The following is a 17152-nucleotide window of genomic DNA, read 5'->3' as shown; positions in this document are numbered from 1 at the left end:
GACGACGATGACTGTCGTACATGTCCCGCTTGCAAGAACCATCAATTGTCCTTAAAAATCAGCAAATATGGCGCTTTTGTTGGATGTACAAACTACCCTGAATGTCATTATACACGCCAATTGACATCAGAAAAACAGGCAACGTCAGATATTCTAGAACAAAATGAACCTAAATCTCTTGGCATTGATCTCTTAACACACGAATCCGTAACTTTGCGCTCTGGGCGTTTTGGTTTCTATGTACAATGCGGGGAAGGCAAAAACTCCAAACGTTGTTCTTTACCAAAAGACTGGAGCAAAGACGACATTGACTATACTAAAGCAATGTCTTTACTTTCCTTGCCTCGAGAAATAGGAGCCCATCCCGAAACTGGAAAGAGCATATTCGCAGGCACTGGAAGATATGGACTCTATCTTAATCATGACGGGAACTACGTCAAATTAGAATCGATAGAACAAGTCCTTACCATAAATCTTGATCAAGCAGTATCTCATCTGACTGAAAAACTCAAAGACAAGAAATCTCCTCGAAGAAATTCAAAAGGCTTAGAAGTGGGGGTTCATCCAGATGGTGGGATTATCACCCTTCATAGTGGACGTTATGGTCCTTATATCAGTTGGGGAAAAATTAATGCAAGTCTGCCTAAAAGCGAAAGCTTGGAGCAGATTACACTTCAGGATTCCCTTAAAATTCTCGAATCCAAAATAGAGAGCAAGAAAAAAAAAAGAAAAAATCCTGATTAATGAGTTTTTTGCCTTTTAATTCAAAAAGATGTTCTCCATATCTCAACAAAACATCCCATTATGCGCACACTGAATTCTAACTTATCCCTGTAGATTACTGATTTCGAAAATTATTTAATCATATTATTTTCCCACAGAAAAACATTGAAAATCAGTGTTATATCTCAAAACAAAATTTTTACTTTATTAACTGGCATACTTTACAATCGCAGCTTATACTATCATTCTAAAAGTCATATCTTTACAGCTTAAAACGGATAGAAATACAAATCATAGTAATGTTATTCTTATACTATCGTTCAAAAAAATATTACCCTCAATTTGAAATTGGTAGTATTTTAAAACTGTTTAGGTAAGTCATAATGCTCATGTTGCAGCTGGGTAAGATAAATAGTTTATCTGTATCATTTAGTATTTTATCTTCTCTGTAGAAAGTATTAATAGGATTATGACCTTCAAACTTGCAATTGTCGGAGCCACAGGAAATGTCGGGAGGGAAATGCTTAAAATTATTTTTGAGCGAAATTTTCCTGCCTGCGAAATTGTCGCACTAGCTTCCAAACGCTCCGTTGGTTTAAAAATTCCATATGGAAATCAAACTATTAGCGTTCGCGATCTTGATAGCTATAATTTTACCGGCACGGATATCTGTCTTATGTCAGCGGGAAGCACTTTATCTGAAAAGATTTCTCCTAAAATAGGTGCGACTGGCTGTATCGTTATAGATAATTCTTCAGCATGGCGCTACGATCCAAAAGTCCCACTCGTTGTACCAGAAGTCAATCCTGAAGCTATATCATTACTTTCTCATAAAAATATCATAGCAAACCCAAATTGTTCAACAATTCAACTTGTTGTCGCACTCAAACCCTTGCATGACGCCGCAACTATAAAGCGTATTGTTGTATCAACATATCAATCTGTTTCTGGTGCGGGGAAAAAAGGCATGAATGAGCTTCTTGATCAAACAAAGTCTGTGCTTGCGCCAAAAATAACAATTCCAAAAACATTTACCAAACAAATCGCATTTAATATTATCCCTCATATAGATATTTTGATGGAAGATGGTTCCACGAAAGAAGAGTGGAAAGTTCTTGCAGAAACAAATAAAATCCTAGATAAAAAAATAAAAGTGAGCTGCACTGCCGTCCGTGTGCCCGTTTTTATTGGACATGCAGAGTCGGTTAATATCGAATTTAAAAATGCTATCACGGCAGAACAGGCACGCTCTATCCTGCGTAAAGCGCCAGGTTGTGTAGTTGTAGATAAGGCAGAAAATGGAGGATATATGACATCTTTCGAGTCCGCAGGAAAAGATTCTGTCTTTATTTCTCGTATTCGGGAGGATAAATCTCTCAAATATGGCCTTAATTTATGGATCGTTGCCGATAATTTGCGCAAAGGAGCAGCATTGAATGCTGTTCAGATTGCGGAGATTTTGGCACAAAAGAAATTGGAAACAACGTAAAAAAGCAAAAGATTTTAGTTCTTGCTTATTATCAAAAATAAAAAGGATTTTGTATCATGCTTCTGAGAAGAACAAAATTCCTATTTGTGTTATTGGTTACAGGATTTTCCTCTACGTCAATCTTAGCTTTGTGTGGAAATACTCCTGATAGGTTTCAGGAGTGGATATCTGAAACACGGGAATCTGCGCTCCAAAAAGGCATTGATCCAATCGTTCTTGACAATGCATTATCTAATATATCCTATAGCCATTCTACAATTAATTTAGATCGAAATCAAAGCGTCTTTAACCTATCTTTCGAAGAATTTATAAATAAGAGAGGGGCATCCTCTATTATTGTTAAGGGAAAAGAAATGCGAGCAAAACACGCTGATTTCCTCCTTTCTATTGAAAATCGCTATGGGGTATTACCTGGTGTTTTGATGGCTCTCTGGGGATTAGAAAGTGCTTTTGGTAAAATAAAAGGAAAACATCATACACTTTCATCCCTTGCTACTCTTGCCTATGATTGTCGTCGATCTAAACTTTTTACCGGACAGTTTTTTTCCGCTCTTGAACTTATTTCCAGTGGCGCCCTGGATCCTAATAATTGTGGTGCTGCCCATGGTGAAATTGGACAATTCCAATTTCTTCCGAGCAATTTAACAAAATTCGGTGTAGATGCCGATGGAGATGGTAGAGTCGATGTAGTAGATTCTTATGCAGATGCCCTTGAATCTGCAGCAAATCTCCTAAAAAACAATGGGTGGGATTCATTGCACGGTTATCAACCAGGAGAAAAAAATTTCGAAGTTCTTAGAACATGGAATTTATCTTCTGTTTACCGAAAAGCGATTGCATATATTGCATCCCATATTGATGAGATCGTATTACAAGACGTTTATCGATAATCTATTGATTACAAAACGACTTTAAGGAAGATTTGTTCCCTTTATCAAAGAATGAGATAAACTTTTATATGATCGCGAAAAAGTTAAAATACTTACGCTGGCAGCTCCTGCTTTTTTGAGAGCATTCATGGCAGAATGTGCTGTCGCACCTGTTGTATAGACATCATCTATAAGCAGAATTTTTAGTCCCTTAATGTGTTTTTGAGCGTCTTGTGGAACTATAAAAGCATTTTGCAAATTCTTCTTGCGAGCAGATAAAGACAATTCAACCTGTTGCCTCGTAAAACGAGAGCGCACCAAAATTCCAGAAAGAAATGGTTTTTTCCCATAAATAGCAATTAATCTTGCAATTTCAGCCGATTGATTATATTTGCGACTCATAAGACGAAAACGATGTAGTGGAATAGCAACGATTATATCCGAATCTAAAACCAAATCTTTTCCAATACGAAACATCCATTGAGCCATCATGAGAGCAAGATCTATCTTATCATGGTATTTCAAAAGACGTATTAAAACGCGCGAAATTCCACAATATACTGCTACAGAACGCAATTGACTTAATCGTGATGTTGTTGAAATCTCCTTCCCATCTAAAATAGACTCATCTATATCGTTCATATTTTCCTCCAAAGAAGGAGGAATAAAATGGACTTTTGACCAACAATGTGCACACAAACAAAAAGGACTATCAACAAATATTTTGCAAACTGGACAGATATTCGGATATATAAAATCAATCAATACACAAGAAATAAATTTTATCTTTTTTGTCATCCACGATACGCATGAGAAAAATTCTTCTAAGCTGAAAAATGGCATTTAAAAGGTTTTCCTAAATTATTTCATAATAAATTTTTAAATAATCATTCTGAGTTTATCTTAAGTTGAAAATGAATCATCAAAATCACCGTCTCTAAATGAAACTTTGTCGAAGATACCTTTTGCATATAACAAGCCCTTCACTATATCCTAGAGACCCGATGGATTTTACAATCATCTTCGATTTCCTAAAATTTTCATCTTTCTTAAAATTCCAATAAGAATTCTCACCGCACTAAACAATAAGAATTTTCAAAGAAGTTCTTCAACAATAATTCGCATATGAGTTTTTTTACAGCATCCAATGGCGTTCTCCAAAAGAACTAGACAAAATCCTCCACTTTTTGAAAATAATCCCGAAGTTTAGGAGCGAAAGACTCTACCGCAAAACCTGACCTTAAGAAAACAAGAACTCGTCTATCATCCTATCGAATGACTCGATTATCAAAGCTATTATTTTTGAGTCCTTCTTCATTGAAAATTATTTCTATCATAATTTCTATGATATTTTCTCTCAATACAGATCGATAAAGATAGAATCTTTGGTTAAAAATACGGAAAACGTTGATAGATTTAAATATCCTAATAAAAACTCATGCTAGTAAAAACCGTCCATATATTCCTTTTTAAAAATTTACCTAATTAATCCTCATAAAAATACCGAAAATATGTTCTCCCGAAGAAAAATTGATATCTTCTATCTCCTTTTTGATTTTCTATTTTTTTAAATCAGCAAGACATCTTAATAAAATTCTGAGAATATCCCTGAAAATTTTGCAAAACAATTGACAATCTAGCCATAAATTCTAGAATCTAGCCAACAAATAAGGATTGCCCAGATGGCGGAATGGTATACGCGCAGGTTTCAGGTATCTGTGCCGCAAGGCTTGGAGGTTCGAGTCCTCTTCTGGGCACCATATAAAAATATAAGTCATTGATTTTAAATGCATTTTTATGTTTTTAGTCACGCCCATAGATATGAAATCACCAATAACGATAGTAACACACATAATCGTCATCTCTTTGAATAGTATAGACTTAATAAAAAATCATATGCTAAAAAACCAAAAATCGCTGTAGACAAGAATCCAAGGAATACGTTTATTACAAAAAGAAAGGTACGGCTTATGAACATCTAAAATGATGTGTCTATTTCGCACCTTATAAAAAATGATTTACAATATTAGCTGATCGTTTTCCTCATAAAAATGCATTTTTTCTATACGTGCTTTCAAGAGAATCCCCTCCCCCTTGAGTGGGACTTACAATGCGATGGCTAGCAAAGATACTTATAACGAATCTTTGTTAACTTTGTCTTGTTGGAATCAGAGTCCGAATGAAAAATACGGATGCTGACCAGAAATAAATATATAGTATTTTCAAGAACTGGAATCTTTAGCTTAGGCATGACCCAAATACACAGATATCAGCCCTATCGAATCAACAGCAAAAAGCTATCACGCAATATGAAATAGGAAGCCTGTTCTATGAGCGGACATTACGCTTTATTCATGCTTGACATCCACCTCGTCCTAAAGGACGAGGATTCCTACAGTATTCAGACTATTGATAATTCCGAGATTCTTTTGATTAGCTATATTGGGCTACATGAGAGCAAGCGATCGCTTAAGTCTTATAAAGACACAAAGCAAAGAAAATTATTCTTCACAACATCATTCCTACAAGCCAGCCCAAAAAACATTCAATGACCATGACATAACCTTGTCGCCCTATATAACCTCTGCTGCTAAGATGAAAATCAATCAGTCAAGCCAAAATAGAGTATATGGTCCATGATTCTAAAATAAAATTCCTACCTTTTTGACCAACATGCTCAATTATATCAATAACATATGCATGTGAAATAGAAACTATCTATCCCCTTAATACTGTGGATAAAAGATCTTAATCTTGATCCCAATAAAATACAGGGATTTTTCTATCCCCTATTCTAGTCAACAAGAATTCCACTCAATCTCATTCACTGTGATGAAATGGTGATCCTACCCTTAAAATCAACAAGCCCACTTCGAATGGAATAGAATAGAACTCCATACGCTTTCACAATATTCTCTAGTAAACTCAATAGAGCAAGAAAGATAAATTATATCTTTCCTGTTTGAAGAGTTTTCAAGACATTCTCCGGAGATGATATACTATAAGGATCTACAGGATAATTATCAGCAAAACCCTCTTCTTGAAACCAAGATTCAACTACGTGATCATTTACAACAGCTGCGTAACGCCAAGAACGAAAACCAAATCCTACATTATCTTTATAAACAAGCATTCCCATTTTACGAGAAAACTCGCCTGAACCATCAGGTAATAACTTAACATTTTTAATGTCGAGACTTTTCCCCCAAGCATTCATCACAAAGGCATCATTGACAGAGAGACAATATACTTCATCGATACCCTCAGAACGCAATTCATCATAAATCTTCTCAAAACCAGGAAGCTGATAATTTGAACAAGTAGGTGTAAAAGCTCCCGGAAGAGCAAAAAGAACAACTCTTTTCCCGGAGAAACAATCATCTGTGCTTACATCTTTCCATTCATAAGAATTTGAACCATCCGACAAAGATGTTCGAGCACGTGTACGAAACACAACCTTAGGTATTTTTAGACCAATCATTTCTCATCAACCTCCACAAAAATTATCTGTATTTTCATATGACTTCTTCAAAAATCCATCCATATGAATAGAAAAGTACGTTAATCTTACAATAGTAAGGACGCATCACACAATAGTTAAACTGATTTCATTAATGTTCCTCCGAAATCTCCAGACCTATTCTAATAGGAAACCGTTGTATAATAGAAGAAAATATCAATTTTCTATTCTTCAAAATCTTAAATTCCTTCTAAGCCGCCATCCGTTAAAGATAAAATTTTTTGAAAATACAAGTGATAGATACTTTACAAGCCTTTCTATAAATGTACAATGCATAGTAATACTTATATCTAAGGATTTTCCATGAATCAACCACCCCCAATCCATCGTTTGATATCTGGAACAGTTTCAAATCCTATGGTATCCTTCTCAGATGTGACAAAAACAGCAACATCTAATCATAATACTTGCGACGTAATCTCGAACGTTAATTGCGCTATTCCTCGTGGTAAAATAACAGGAATTATAGGGCATTCAGGTGCTGGAAAATCCACTCTTATTCGCTTAATAAACAGATTAGAACAACCTACTTCCGGTAAAGTGGAAGTAGATGGCATTGACGTTCATGCTTTAGATACAGACGACTTACGCCGGTTGCGTCGTAGAATTGGTATGATCTTCCAAAATTTCAATCTTCTATCCTCGCGTACGGTATATGAAAACATAGCATTACCCCTTGAAATTACAGGCATGAGTCTTGAAACCATTGATTCAAAAGTCTTACCCCTTCTTGAACTGGTAGGTCTTGATGATAAAAAAGACTTTTATCCTTCCACTCTTTCCGGCGGACAGAAACAACGTGTTGGCATTGCTCGTGCTCTAGCAACACAGCCCGATCTCTTACTATCTGACGAAGCAACATCTGCACTTGATCCCGAAATGACAATTTCTTGTCTCAATTTACTTAAAACGATCAATGCCCAATTTGGACTCAGCGTCTTATTAGTTACCCACGAAATGGAAGTTATCAAGTATGCAACTTCCCATATCCTAGTCATGAATGAAGGAAAAATTGTTGAGAGCGGAAAAACAGTAGATATCTTTAAAAATCCGCAACACAGTATCACCAAATCACTTCTTTTCAATTTACCAAGTTATAAACTACCAGAAAAAATCAGTCGTCAGATTCACAATAAACCTACCCTCAATAGCTATAATGTTACTCGTGTTTCGTTTTCAGGGGATACCGTTGAGAATCCCATAATATCCAATCTTATTCTAGAAATGAATATAGATATTAATATTCTCGGAGGAACAATTGACGAAGTGGCTGGCGAGTCCTTAGGTATTTTGGTGATTTCCTATCCTTCTGCTGTTCATATTTCTGTCCAAAGTTTTTTTGACAAGCATGGATTATTCACGGAGGTACTAGGCTATGTCTATTGATGTATTGATCCATGCTATTGCACATGCTCTCCTAGAAACTCTTTATATGACCGGTGTTTCCGGAGTAATCGGAGCATTATTGGGCATTCCCATTGGCGTGTTTTTAGCCACAAGCGGGAAAAATTCGCTTTTCCCTTTTCCCATAACGAATACCCTTGTTGGTTTCGTAATAAATATTTTGCGCTCTATACCGTTTATGATTCTTGTAATCGCTATTATACCACTGATGCGATTGTTAACGGGCACATCTATTGGAATGAAAGCCGCTATTATTCCTTTATCCATTAGCGTTATTCCTTTTATAGCGAGATTAGTCGAAATTTCTATCTGTGAAGTAAGCAGTGATCTCCTTGAAGTTGGACGCGCCATGGGAGCTTCACCATTACAAATTGTTTTCAAAATTCTCATAGCAGAAGCAAAACCAAGTATAGTTGCAAATCTAACAGTCGCGCTTGTCGGATTAATAGGCTATTCCTCCATGGCTGGCGCCATCGGTTCTGGAGGCTTAGGTGATTTGGCAATTCGTTTCGGTTACCAAAGATTTATGCCCGAAGTGACAATTTCTATAGTGCTTGTAATCATAATGGTTGTACAAATCATACAGTATCTCGGTAATGTCATTAGCAAGCGAATTGATAAACGTTTTAGAGAAAATAAAGAGAAAAGAATATCTTCGCGCATGATATGGTCTACAAGCACTCTGATTATTTTATTGCTCACTACTGTAGTAGTTTATATAACGGTAAATCGACAGACTAACAACATAGCAGATCTTCAAAAGATCACCTACATAAAGGTTGGCATAAATCCGGGCGATTCTGCTATAATAATGACAAAAGTTAAAGAAATCGCTGCCCGAAAAGGACTTGATATTGAACTCATTGAATTCTCAGATTTTATAACACCTAATCGAGCACTGGATCAAGGTGATTTAGATGCCAACGCCTTTCAACATAAGCCATACCTTGACAATCAGATTGCCGCCAATAACTATAAAATTAGTTCTATAGCCACTACTATCGTCACTCCTATCAGATTATATTCCTATAAAATCAAAGATCCTGCAGATCTTCCTGAACAAGCTTTGGTTTCCATTCCTAATGATCCAACCAACCTTGCAAGAGCACTTTTGCTGCTTGAAAAAAGTGGTATCATAAAATTAAAAAGCAAGTCTGAAATCAAAGGAGATACTTCCGATATTATCGAAAATCCTAAAAAAATCCGCTTTATTGAACTTGATGCAGCACAAATTCCTCGCTCGCTTGCTGATGTTCACGCAGCTGTTATTAATACGACTTACGCTATATCAGCGAACATAGATTCCGACAGCGCCATTTATTCAGAAGAAGAAAAAAATAACCCTTATGCAAATTTAATTGTAATTCAATCTAAAGATATTGGTAAACCCTGGGTGAAAACTTTAGTGGAATCTTATCAGAATGAAGAGGTTAAGCAGTATATAAAGAGTGTCTTTCTAAAAAGAGAAGTTCTTCCCGCGTGGTGATAAAAAATATTTGTTTATGGATTAGAAAGAAATATACTTTTATAGTATCCCCTATAAAATGGATATCAAGGTTAAATATCCTGAAATTCATAGCGATATTACTCTTCCTTAAAAAGAAAAATAAAATTGTTCACGGAGCATGCCTGATGTATTATAAAAAATATCAGACAATAGATTTATAATGCTGTATGTTGTAAATATCTCTATCTCTGTGAATGGAGATGGTTATTCAGACATGCAGATTATCTATCATATATGAGGAATTTCCTCTTTGAATTGGGTTATGATACTAAAAATAAATGTGAAATTAAAATCACTTTCTCAAAATAACGGTTCTACGAAATGAATCAAAAAATTCTTCTCGCGGAAGACGATAACGATATGCGTAGATTTTTGATTAAAGCCTTGGGAAAGGCTGGTTATGAGGTTATTGCCTTTAATAACGGAGAAAGCGCATATAACAGACTTCGTGAAGAGCCTTTTTCTCTTCTCCTAACAGATATTGTCATGCCGGAAATGGATGGAATTGAGTTGGCACGTAGAGCAACTGAATTAGATCCTGATTTAAAAGTAATGTTCATCACGGGTTTCGCAGCTGTAGCTTTAAATCCGGATTCAAGCACTCCTAAAAATGCAAAAATTCTTTCAAAACCGTTTCATTTACGTGATCTCGTAAATGAAGTAAACCGGTTGCTCATGGTTAAAGATTAACTGTAAAAAACTTATAAATCAGTTGTCAGTCAATAGTATTATACTATATGATCCATAATCATAAGGATGGGCGTGTAGTTCAGTGGTAGAACGCTACGTTGACATCGTAGTGGTCGCAAGTTCGATTCTTGCCATGCCTACCATTTTTTATAAAATATTTATATCTTTCAAGAGTTCTTGATTATCTTATATTTTAAATATCAAGAGAATAACCACACACATCATAGCTATGCTCCAAAGCCAAATATTATCCCGATCGGCACTTTAAATAATCTGATTACTTTGAGGGCATGTCTTCTTCTATCTCTTGATTCAGTTTCCCATATATAAAATACTAATAACTGAGAATATGCTGGAAATATCAGCAACAACAAGAGATAAGGACACCCCTTGATACGCAAAATATTTTTCACGAAAATGCTATTGTATTTTAGTATCTTAGATCACTTTTATATAGGTCATTCGAGAAATGCCTGATTTCGCAAGCCATCTCATATACCTCCCTATTATCTCCTAAAATCAGTTCTTTTGTTACAATTCAAGGGAATTTAAAGCGATTCATAACAATAATAAATCCAACTTGAAAACCTATCCATATGCGAAAAATCCAAAAATTATTGGACAAAGAAATGACTCTATCGGAATGTTTTATTTTTCTAGAAAACCAACATATCTACATTACATAACCATGCTGTGGAGACAAAGATTTTTCTCGTAAAAAAACCAATTTCTATGATTACAAAGCAGATTTATAAAAATATCCAACCAGAATATCTAAAATATAATTTCAAGTTATACGTGTTCTGATCGCTCTGTTCCGTATCCTCTTTCTAAAATGATACGCTACTCCAATACAAATCATTTTATCAATAACTTAACTGCCATGTATTTGAAATGAGGATAAAACTGCGAGGTTTAGTATAGCTTATATCAATTTTTTATATTTTAACTTCAACGAGGCACTAAAAAGATTTTTGTGATCTTCTCTACGATGGTATACGTGAAATTGCATTGCCACCATCATGCATGACTACACGAATACAGCATCTAAGATTTTCTTTTTTGTTTTTTGACTGATTTAGCACTAAGGATTCCGATACTATAATCCATAGAATCTACTATATCAACTCTACCATCCCCATCGACATCTACATCAAATTTCGTTAAGTTCTGAAAAAATATTTTCTTAACATACAGTCAATGTTTTTTTTATAATGATCAATATTACAAAATTTCTTTTTAAAAACATCTAGATTCAGGATATTTCGTGTAATCTTTAACTACTAAAACATCAAGAAAATTTAATAATCCCTTTTCCTTGCAAAATGCCCTCGTTTACTTCTATGCAAAATATTTTAGGAAAATATCCATGGGAAATAAAACTGTTCTTGTTGTAGGAGGAGCGGGATATATCGGAGCTCATACGTGTCGTTGCCTATCTGAAAGGGGGTTTTTCCCCGTTGTATTGGACAACCTATCAAGTGGACACGCTGAATTTGTTTTATGGGGACCTCTGGAACAAGCAGATATCCGTGATTTCTTGAGTCTTCAAAGAATTTTTATAAAATACAAACCCATATCTGTAATGCACTTTGCAGCCCTAACAAATATTAACGAATCCATCAAAAACCCATCTTTATTTTATGAAACCAATGTTATAGGAAGCTTAAAACTCATTGTAGCTTCCACAGCAATGAATGTAAGAGCTTTTATATTTTCTTCTACTTGCGCAATCTATGGTATAGCACAAGAAAAATTAATCACGGAAAACCATCTCTTAAAACCAATAAATCCTTATGGATATACCAAATATATGGCAGAAAAAATTCTTCTTGATCACAATCAAAACAACGGATTACAGTCTGTTATTTTCAGATATTTTAATGCATCTGGAGCTGATTTTGGAGGCTTAATTGGTGAATGGCATAACCCTGAAACTCACGTTATTCCACTGGCAATTAAGACAGCCTTAGGTTATCAAGATCACTTCAAAATTTTTGGACAGGATTACGATACAATCGATGGAACTTGCCTACGCGACTACATTCATGTACTGGACTTGGCCAATGCACATGTAATGGCGTTAGAATATTTACTCAATGGAGGAAAAACTGCCGTTCTCAACCTCGGGACTGGCACAGGAAATACAGTCAAGAATATCCTGTCTACCATCGAATCTCTCTACAACTGTATAATTCCCGTCTCTTATATGGCTAAACGTGCAGGCGATCCTCCTGCACTTTTGGCTGACAATCAAAAAGCAAAAAAGATTTTAGATTGGTATCCAAAATATACACTACACGATATCATAGAATCCGCCTATAATTGGCATGCTAAAAACATAAAAACAACTAACGCACAATCAAGCTTCGATAAAAATTTTTTTTTATAGTATTAAAACCTTTGGAAACACCACCTACCTTTTCAATCTCATCTGCCACAAAGAGCCCTAAATCTCAGAGAGGCTCACATGCCTCGGAACAAATTAAATGAAAAGAATTCACTATAGCAATAATCGGCTTGCCAAAATCACCTTCTCGCATACCCGTAGCTCGCCATAGACTACCGGGCAGCTGCTATATTTCGAGCATGAGTCGTAGTCCGCAAGAACGATATGATGGCATAATCAAAATATCCTTTCACTTTCAACACAGGTTTCATAGTACCTGATCCAAGGAAATTGACGACAAGAAATTTAAAAATACAAATGCAGATCCATCCATGAAAAAAACTTGATGAATACAATTATGATACATGCCCATCCTGAGACCGATATTGCATAGTGAGACGGTCGCTTGTTCTAACAGCGATATAGAATATACCATATTAGGCATGCAAATAGACTGGCGAAATCATCAATTTATCAGAAAAAATCATCCAATACTCCCTTCTATTGCAAATAAAAATATCACGCTCTATAAAATTTCATGCGAAAATCATTCTCACAAACATCAAATGCTGTTTAAAAGCAATATCTTGACCACTTGATTTTTAGAAAAAACACATGTACGATTTTGACTTTAGGAGAGTATTATTCGTTATGGTAAGCGGTGTATCATAGATTTTGTTTTTCTATTGGTATATTGGTTTTGTGTATTAAGAAGGGGAAAAAGTTGAGAAAAAACGCAAAGGAAGGCGGTTAGATATGGCTCTTTACGAACATGTTTTCCTTTTACGTCAGGATATTTCTACTCAACAAGTTGGCGAAATAGTTGAGCAATATAAGAAACTGATTGAGGAGAATGGTGGAAAAGTATGTAAGGTTGAAAACTGGGGATTGCGTGTCGCTGCGTATCGCATCCAGAAGAATCGCAAAGTCTATTATATTTTGATGAATATTGATGCCCCTTCTGCTTCTGTTCAAGAAATGGAACGTCAGATGCGTATCAATGAGAATGTTTTGCGTTACCTCACTGTTGCCGTAAAATCTCATGAAGAAGGTCCTTCCGTTATGATGCAGAAACGCGATCGTGATGATAGGAATAATCGGCCAATGCGAGATCGCAATGTTGATCGCAAGCGCCATTTTCATGAAGAAAAAACATTATAAAAGGAGATATTGCAGTGACTTTAGTTGCGTCCGCACCTTTTTCACGTAGACCCACTAACCATCGCCGTAAGTCTTGTCCTCTTTCTGGAAAAGATGGTGCTCAGATTGATTATAAGGATGTTCGTCTTTTGAATCGTTTTTTGTCTCAGCGCGGTAAGATAGTCCCCTCTCGTATTTCAGCCGTTTCTCATAAGAAACAACGAGAACTTGCACAAGCTATCAAGCGTGCACGTTATATTGGGCTTCTTCCCTACGTGGTTCTTTAAGGAAAGGATCTTCTGGAAGAAGATATTTTTTGATGCCCTTCGGAGAAAAAGTTTGGCAAGTTACTTGGTTAAAGAAAGACCAGTTATTGGGATTTAAAAGGGGAAAAATTATAGAAAGGTAGTATGGGATTGTCCCGAAAAAATTCAAAGATAACTTACGGGAGAGTTTTGGCTGTTCTTTTTGTATTTGCTGCATTATTGTGTTATGAGATAGGTTTTTTTGTGTTTTTTTTATGGATGAGTTTGCCCGTACTGGTATTAACTATCAGTTTGGGATTTGGGAATGTCTCGGCACTAGCTGCAACGCTATTTATTTCCCTTATTCTTGCTATCCTATTTTCTCCGTCACTATCTTTCTTAATAGCATTTACTTTTCTTTTACCATCAGTATTCTTAGGGCACATTTCCAGCCTGGCTCGTCCAGCAAGCGAAATTGGAGGATCCGAAAACCATGTTGCGTGGTATCCCTTAGCTGATATAGCGACATATATATGTGTTCTGGCAACTATGATCGCAACATTTCTTTCTAAGGTTATTTATGGCACTTCCAAAGAAATGGCTTCTGAAATCATCAGAATAGCATACAAAGATTATCCTGATAAAATTCCACATATCTCACAGATTGAGAAAATCAAGAGCTTTATAATCGTCTTACGAACTGTTCTGGAAGGATTTATTTGGGTTATAATACTTTTTGCAGTTTGGTATATGGCGATGCGAATTGCGTCTTATTTTAACTTGAGTCAGCGTATGCGCGAAGATATGCCGTCTTCTTTGAGAATGAACCATATTGCTATTCCGATTATTGCCGTTAGTATATCTATATTGTTATTCTACGAACATCCAATAGCAATAGCTGGCAGAGCAACCGGAGCATTCGGCGCTGGATTTCTCCTGTCCGGATTTGCGCGTTTACATCTTCTGATGCGCAATAAAACCTGGGGTTTTGTAGCATTATCACTTGTTTATATCTCAACAGTGTCTATAATACCACTTTTGATCATTGTCGCTTACGGGCTTGCTGAAACAGCACGCTTAATCGTTGTGACGCCAGCGAAACCTCCAAAATATTGAGATAGTATTGTATTTATAAGCCTGCCCTGAGAAAGGACTGAAAAATGAAAGTTATTCTTCTTCATCGCATACCAAATCTTGGCTCTATAGGAAAAATAGTCAATGTCAAAAATGGTTATGCCCGTAATTATCTTTTGCCGTTTAAAAAAGCTCTGAGAGCAAATGAAGCAAATCAGGTATTGTTTGAGGCCAAACGATCCTCTCTTGAGGCGCAAGATCTTGAACTAAAATCACAGTTTTTAGAATTGTCAAAAGTTTTGAAGGAAAAGACATTTACTCTGATTCGTTCTGCAGGTGACACCGGTCATCTTTACGGATCTGTGACCGCTCGTGATATAGTCGATCTCTTGAACGAAGAAGGGTTTAAAATTAATCGGAGACAGATTCTTCTTGATTCACCGATTAAGTCAATCGGTATACACAATGTGGCAATATCACTTCATGCCGATATTGATGTCAAGATTCAATTGAATGTAGCACGCTCTACCGAAGAATCATTGCGAACAATAGAACTTATTGCAGGGGAAAAAGAGGAACTTGTTGCAGAAAAACAAAAGGAAAATGACCTAGAAAAACAAATGGAATCAGAAACTTAGTTTGCTGATAGCAAATCTTTCTCCAAAATAAATCGAAGAAAATAGTCTCAGTCTTATGTTAAATCTCTCATACGGACAACTATAATTTATACTTTGAAAAACATTTAATATCTTGACTCTTTGATTGAAGAAAAACAGATTAAGATACTTAAAAAAATCCGCTTATATGGGAAAAATATTTTGATTTATCCGGATTTTTGAGGATTCATTTTTTGATACGTTGCTAAGTTGTTGACCTTCTCAATTATACTGGAAATCGCAAGATGATTGATACTATCCAAGATATAGCTTCTGCTCCTAAAATGGCTTCATGTTACCGCGAATCTCCTAATAACATTGAAGCAGAACAGGCTCTTCTTGGTGCTATTCTAGTCAATAACGATGCTTTTTATCGCGTTTCAGATTTTTTGAAAGCATCGCATTTTTTTGAAGGAATTCATCAAAAGATTTTTGAAATATCCGGCAAACTAATACAGATGGGAAAGACGTCCAATCCCGTTACTGTAAAGACTTTTTTGTCATCCACGGATGCTTTAGGAGGCTTGACGATACCTCAATATCTAGCACGTCTCGCTTCAGAAGCAGTTTCAATAATCAATGCAGAAGATTATGGAAAAACAATTTATGGATTAGCACTTCGCCGTTCACTTATCAATATTGGTGAAGAAATGGTGAATGTAGCCTACGAGGCATCAATTGAAATATCTCCCGTATCTCAAATTGAAGAAGTAGAACGAAAATTATTCAATCTTGCAGAAAATGGTCGATATGACGGAGGTTTCCAATCATTTTCTGATGCAATGACTATAGCCATAGACATGGCTGGACAGGCCTTCAGCCGAGACGGAAAACTTGCTGGAATTTCTACAGGAATCCAATCTCTTGATGATCAGATGGGAGGATTACAACGTTCCGATCTTATCATTATCGCTGGACGCCCTGGTATGGGGAAAACCTCTCTAGCAACGAATATCGCATACAACGTAGCGGATGCATATAAATCTGAGATTCAAGAAAATGGTGTACCCAAAACTCTTAATGGTGGAATTGTTGGTTTCTACTCTCTGGAAATGTCTTCTGAACAACTTGCTACCCGTATTATATCTGAACAGACAGAAGTTTCTTCTTCTAAAATACGCCGAGGAGAGATAACACAACCTGACTATGAGAAAATTGTCGGATATTCTCAGATAATGCAAAAATTGCCACTTTATATCGATCAAACAGGCGGTATCTCAATTGCTCAACTATCAGCACGTGCACGCCGATTGAAGCGTCAACATGGACTTGACCTTCTTATCGTGGACTATATACAGCTCATGACGGCATCCAAAAGATCTGAAGAAAATCGTACTCTCGAAATCACAGGAATTACTATGGGGCTCAAAGCCTTAGCAAAAGAACTTAACATACCAATTATCGCCCTTTCTCAGCTCTCTCGACAAGTAGAAAATCGCGAAAACA

At 36.1% G+C, this 17152-nt stretch carries 14 protein-coding genes, 2 tRNA genes and 2 pseudogenes; 15 read left to right on the top strand and 3 right to left on the bottom strand.

Annotated elements, in window-relative coordinates; translation table 11 throughout:
• From H0G72_RS04340 to H0G72_RS04330, 3 genes are all read left to right on the top strand, one after another.
• On the top strand, positions 1 to 744 hold a 744-nt coding region (locus H0G72_RS04340; protein WP_182017554.1), incomplete at its 5' end, for a topoisomerase C-terminal repeat-containing protein.
• Positions 745 to 1192: 448 nt separating this feature from the next.
• The gene (locus H0G72_RS04335) at positions 1193 to 2212 is read left to right on the top strand and encodes an aspartate-semialdehyde dehydrogenase (RefSeq protein WP_182017553.1); all 1020 of its coding nucleotides are present in this window, start codon (positions 1193 to 1195) and stop codon (positions 2210 to 2212) included.
• A 56-nt stretch (positions 2213 to 2268) separates the two neighbouring features.
• Complete coding sequence (locus H0G72_RS04330) at positions 2269 to 3102, top strand: lytic murein transglycosylase (protein WP_182017552.1); 834 nt, start codon at positions 2269 to 2271, stop codon at positions 3100 to 3102.
• A gap of 21 nt (positions 3103 to 3123) precedes the next feature.
• Here H0G72_RS04330 and H0G72_RS04325 read toward each other — a convergent pair whose 3' ends face one another.
• Positions 3124 to 3846 (bottom strand): ComF family protein, encoded by a 723-nt coding sequence (locus tag H0G72_RS04325; RefSeq protein ID WP_259345142.1) that lies wholly within the window; start codon positions 3844 to 3846, stop codon positions 3124 to 3126.
• Between the two features lie 911 nt (positions 3847 to 4757).
• Between H0G72_RS04325 and H0G72_RS04320 the strand changes: the two genes are divergently transcribed.
• Positions 4758 to 4841 (top strand) — tRNA-Leu (locus tag H0G72_RS04320).
• A gap of 1187 nt (positions 4842 to 6028) precedes the next feature.
• Here the strand turns inward: H0G72_RS04320 and H0G72_RS04315 are convergent.
• Positions 6029 to 6562, bottom strand: coding sequence for a peroxiredoxin (locus H0G72_RS04315; RefSeq protein ID WP_182017551.1), 534 nt, complete (start codon positions 6560 to 6562; stop codon positions 6029 to 6031).
• 342 nt (positions 6563 to 6904) lie between these two features.
• Here H0G72_RS04315 and H0G72_RS04310 point away from each other — a divergent pair, with 342 nt between their 5' ends.
• The 6 genes and pseudogenes from H0G72_RS04310 to galE all read left to right on the top strand — a co-directional run bounded on the left by H0G72_RS04310 (position 6905) and on the right by galE (position 12594).
• Positions 6905 to 7987: a methionine ABC transporter ATP-binding protein gene (locus tag H0G72_RS04310; protein ID WP_182017550.1), complete on the top strand. Its 1083-nt coding sequence runs from the start codon at positions 6905 to 6907 to the stop codon at positions 7985 to 7987.
• Positions 7977 to 8639, top strand: a pseudogene (locus H0G72_RS06285) (methionine ABC transporter permease); the annotation flags it as partial. The gene H0G72_RS04310 and the pseudogene H0G72_RS06285, both read left to right, overlap by 11 nt.
• Positions 8640 to 8666: 27 nt before the next feature.
• Positions 8667 to 9491 carry a MetQ/NlpA family ABC transporter substrate-binding protein gene (locus H0G72_RS04305; protein ID WP_259345141.1) on the top strand — a complete coding sequence of 275 codons (825 nt, stop codon included), beginning with the start codon at positions 8667 to 8669 and terminating at the stop codon, positions 9489 to 9491.
• 342 nt (positions 9492 to 9833) lie between these two features.
• On the top strand, positions 9834 to 10202 hold the full coding sequence (gene cpdR / locus H0G72_RS04300; RefSeq protein ID WP_182017549.1) for a cell cycle two-component system response regulator CpdR: 369 nt from the start codon (positions 9834 to 9836) through the stop codon (positions 10200 to 10202).
• A gap of 68 nt (positions 10203 to 10270) precedes the next feature.
• A tRNA-Val gene (locus tag H0G72_RS04295) sits at positions 10271 to 10345 on the top strand.
• 1226 nt (positions 10346 to 11571) lie between these two features.
• Complete coding sequence (galE, locus tag H0G72_RS04290; protein ID WP_182017548.1) at positions 11572 to 12594, top strand: UDP-glucose 4-epimerase GalE; 1023 nt, start codon at positions 11572 to 11574, stop codon at positions 12592 to 12594.
• On the opposite strand, the pseudogene H0G72_RS06280 reads toward galE, so the two are convergent.
• Positions 12590 to 12826 (bottom strand): annotated as a pseudogene (locus H0G72_RS06280) (dihydroxy-acid dehydratase); the annotation flags it as partial. The gene galE and the pseudogene H0G72_RS06280 sit on opposite strands and share 5 nt — an antisense overlap.
• 521 nt (positions 12827 to 13347) lie before the next feature.
• Between H0G72_RS06280 and rpsF the strand changes: the two are divergent.
• From rpsF to H0G72_RS04265, 5 genes are all read left to right on the top strand, one after another.
• The gene (gene rpsF, locus H0G72_RS04285) at positions 13348 to 13752 is read left to right on the top strand and encodes a 30S ribosomal protein S6 (protein ID WP_182017547.1); all 405 of its coding nucleotides are present in this window, start codon (positions 13348 to 13350) and stop codon (positions 13750 to 13752) included.
• Between the two features lie 14 nt (positions 13753 to 13766).
• Positions 13767 to 14018, top strand: coding sequence for a 30S ribosomal protein S18 (gene rpsR / locus H0G72_RS04280; RefSeq protein WP_182017546.1), 252 nt, complete (start codon positions 13767 to 13769; stop codon positions 14016 to 14018).
• Positions 14019 to 14186: 168 nt separating this feature from the next.
• Positions 14187 to 15092: a hypothetical protein gene (locus tag H0G72_RS04275; RefSeq protein ID WP_220456109.1), complete on the top strand. Its 906-nt coding sequence runs from the start codon at positions 14187 to 14189 to the stop codon at positions 15090 to 15092.
• 44 nt (positions 15093 to 15136) lie between these two features.
• Positions 15137 to 15688, top strand: a complete 552-nt coding sequence (gene rplI / locus H0G72_RS04270) for a 50S ribosomal protein L9 (RefSeq protein ID WP_182017544.1) — start codon at positions 15137 to 15139, stop codon at positions 15686 to 15688.
• 263 nt (positions 15689 to 15951) lie between these two features.
• A partial coding sequence (locus H0G72_RS04265) for a replicative DNA helicase (protein ID WP_182017543.1) occupies positions 15952 to 17152 on the top strand: 1201 nt, incomplete at its 3' end.

This window comes from Candidatus Liberibacter sp., assembly GCF_014048425.1.
Taxonomy (GTDB): domain Bacteria; phylum Pseudomonadota; class Alphaproteobacteria; order Rhizobiales; family Rhizobiaceae; genus Liberibacter.
This window is presented reverse-complemented; position numbering and strand designations above follow the sequence as displayed.

Coding starts and splice junctions, on each gene's coding strand:
- H0G72_RS04335 (WP_182017553.1), top strand. CDS start 1,193: ATGACCTTCAAACTTGCAATTGTCGGAGCCACAGGAAATGTCGGGAGG.
- H0G72_RS04330 (WP_182017552.1), top strand. CDS start 2,269: ATGCTTCTGAGAAGAACAAAATTCCTATTTGTGTTATTGGTTACAGGA.
- H0G72_RS04315 (WP_182017551.1), bottom strand. CDS start 6,562: ATGATTGGTCTAAAAATACCTAAGGTTGTGTTTCGTACACGTGCTCGA.
- H0G72_RS04310 (WP_182017550.1), top strand. CDS start 6,905: ATGAATCAACCACCCCCAATCCATCGTTTGATATCTGGAACAGTTTCA.
- H0G72_RS04305 (WP_259345141.1), top strand. CDS start 8,667: ATGATATGGTCTACAAGCACTCTGATTATTTTATTGCTCACTACTGTA.
- cpdR (WP_182017549.1), top strand. CDS start 9,834: ATGAATCAAAAAATTCTTCTCGCGGAAGACGATAACGATATGCGTAGA.
- galE (WP_182017548.1), top strand. CDS start 11,572: ATGGGAAATAAAACTGTTCTTGTTGTAGGAGGAGCGGGATATATCGGA.
- rpsF (WP_182017547.1), top strand. CDS start 13,348: ATGGCTCTTTACGAACATGTTTTCCTTTTACGTCAGGATATTTCTACT.
- rplI (WP_182017544.1), top strand. CDS start 15,137: ATGAAAGTTATTCTTCTTCATCGCATACCAAATCTTGGCTCTATAGGA.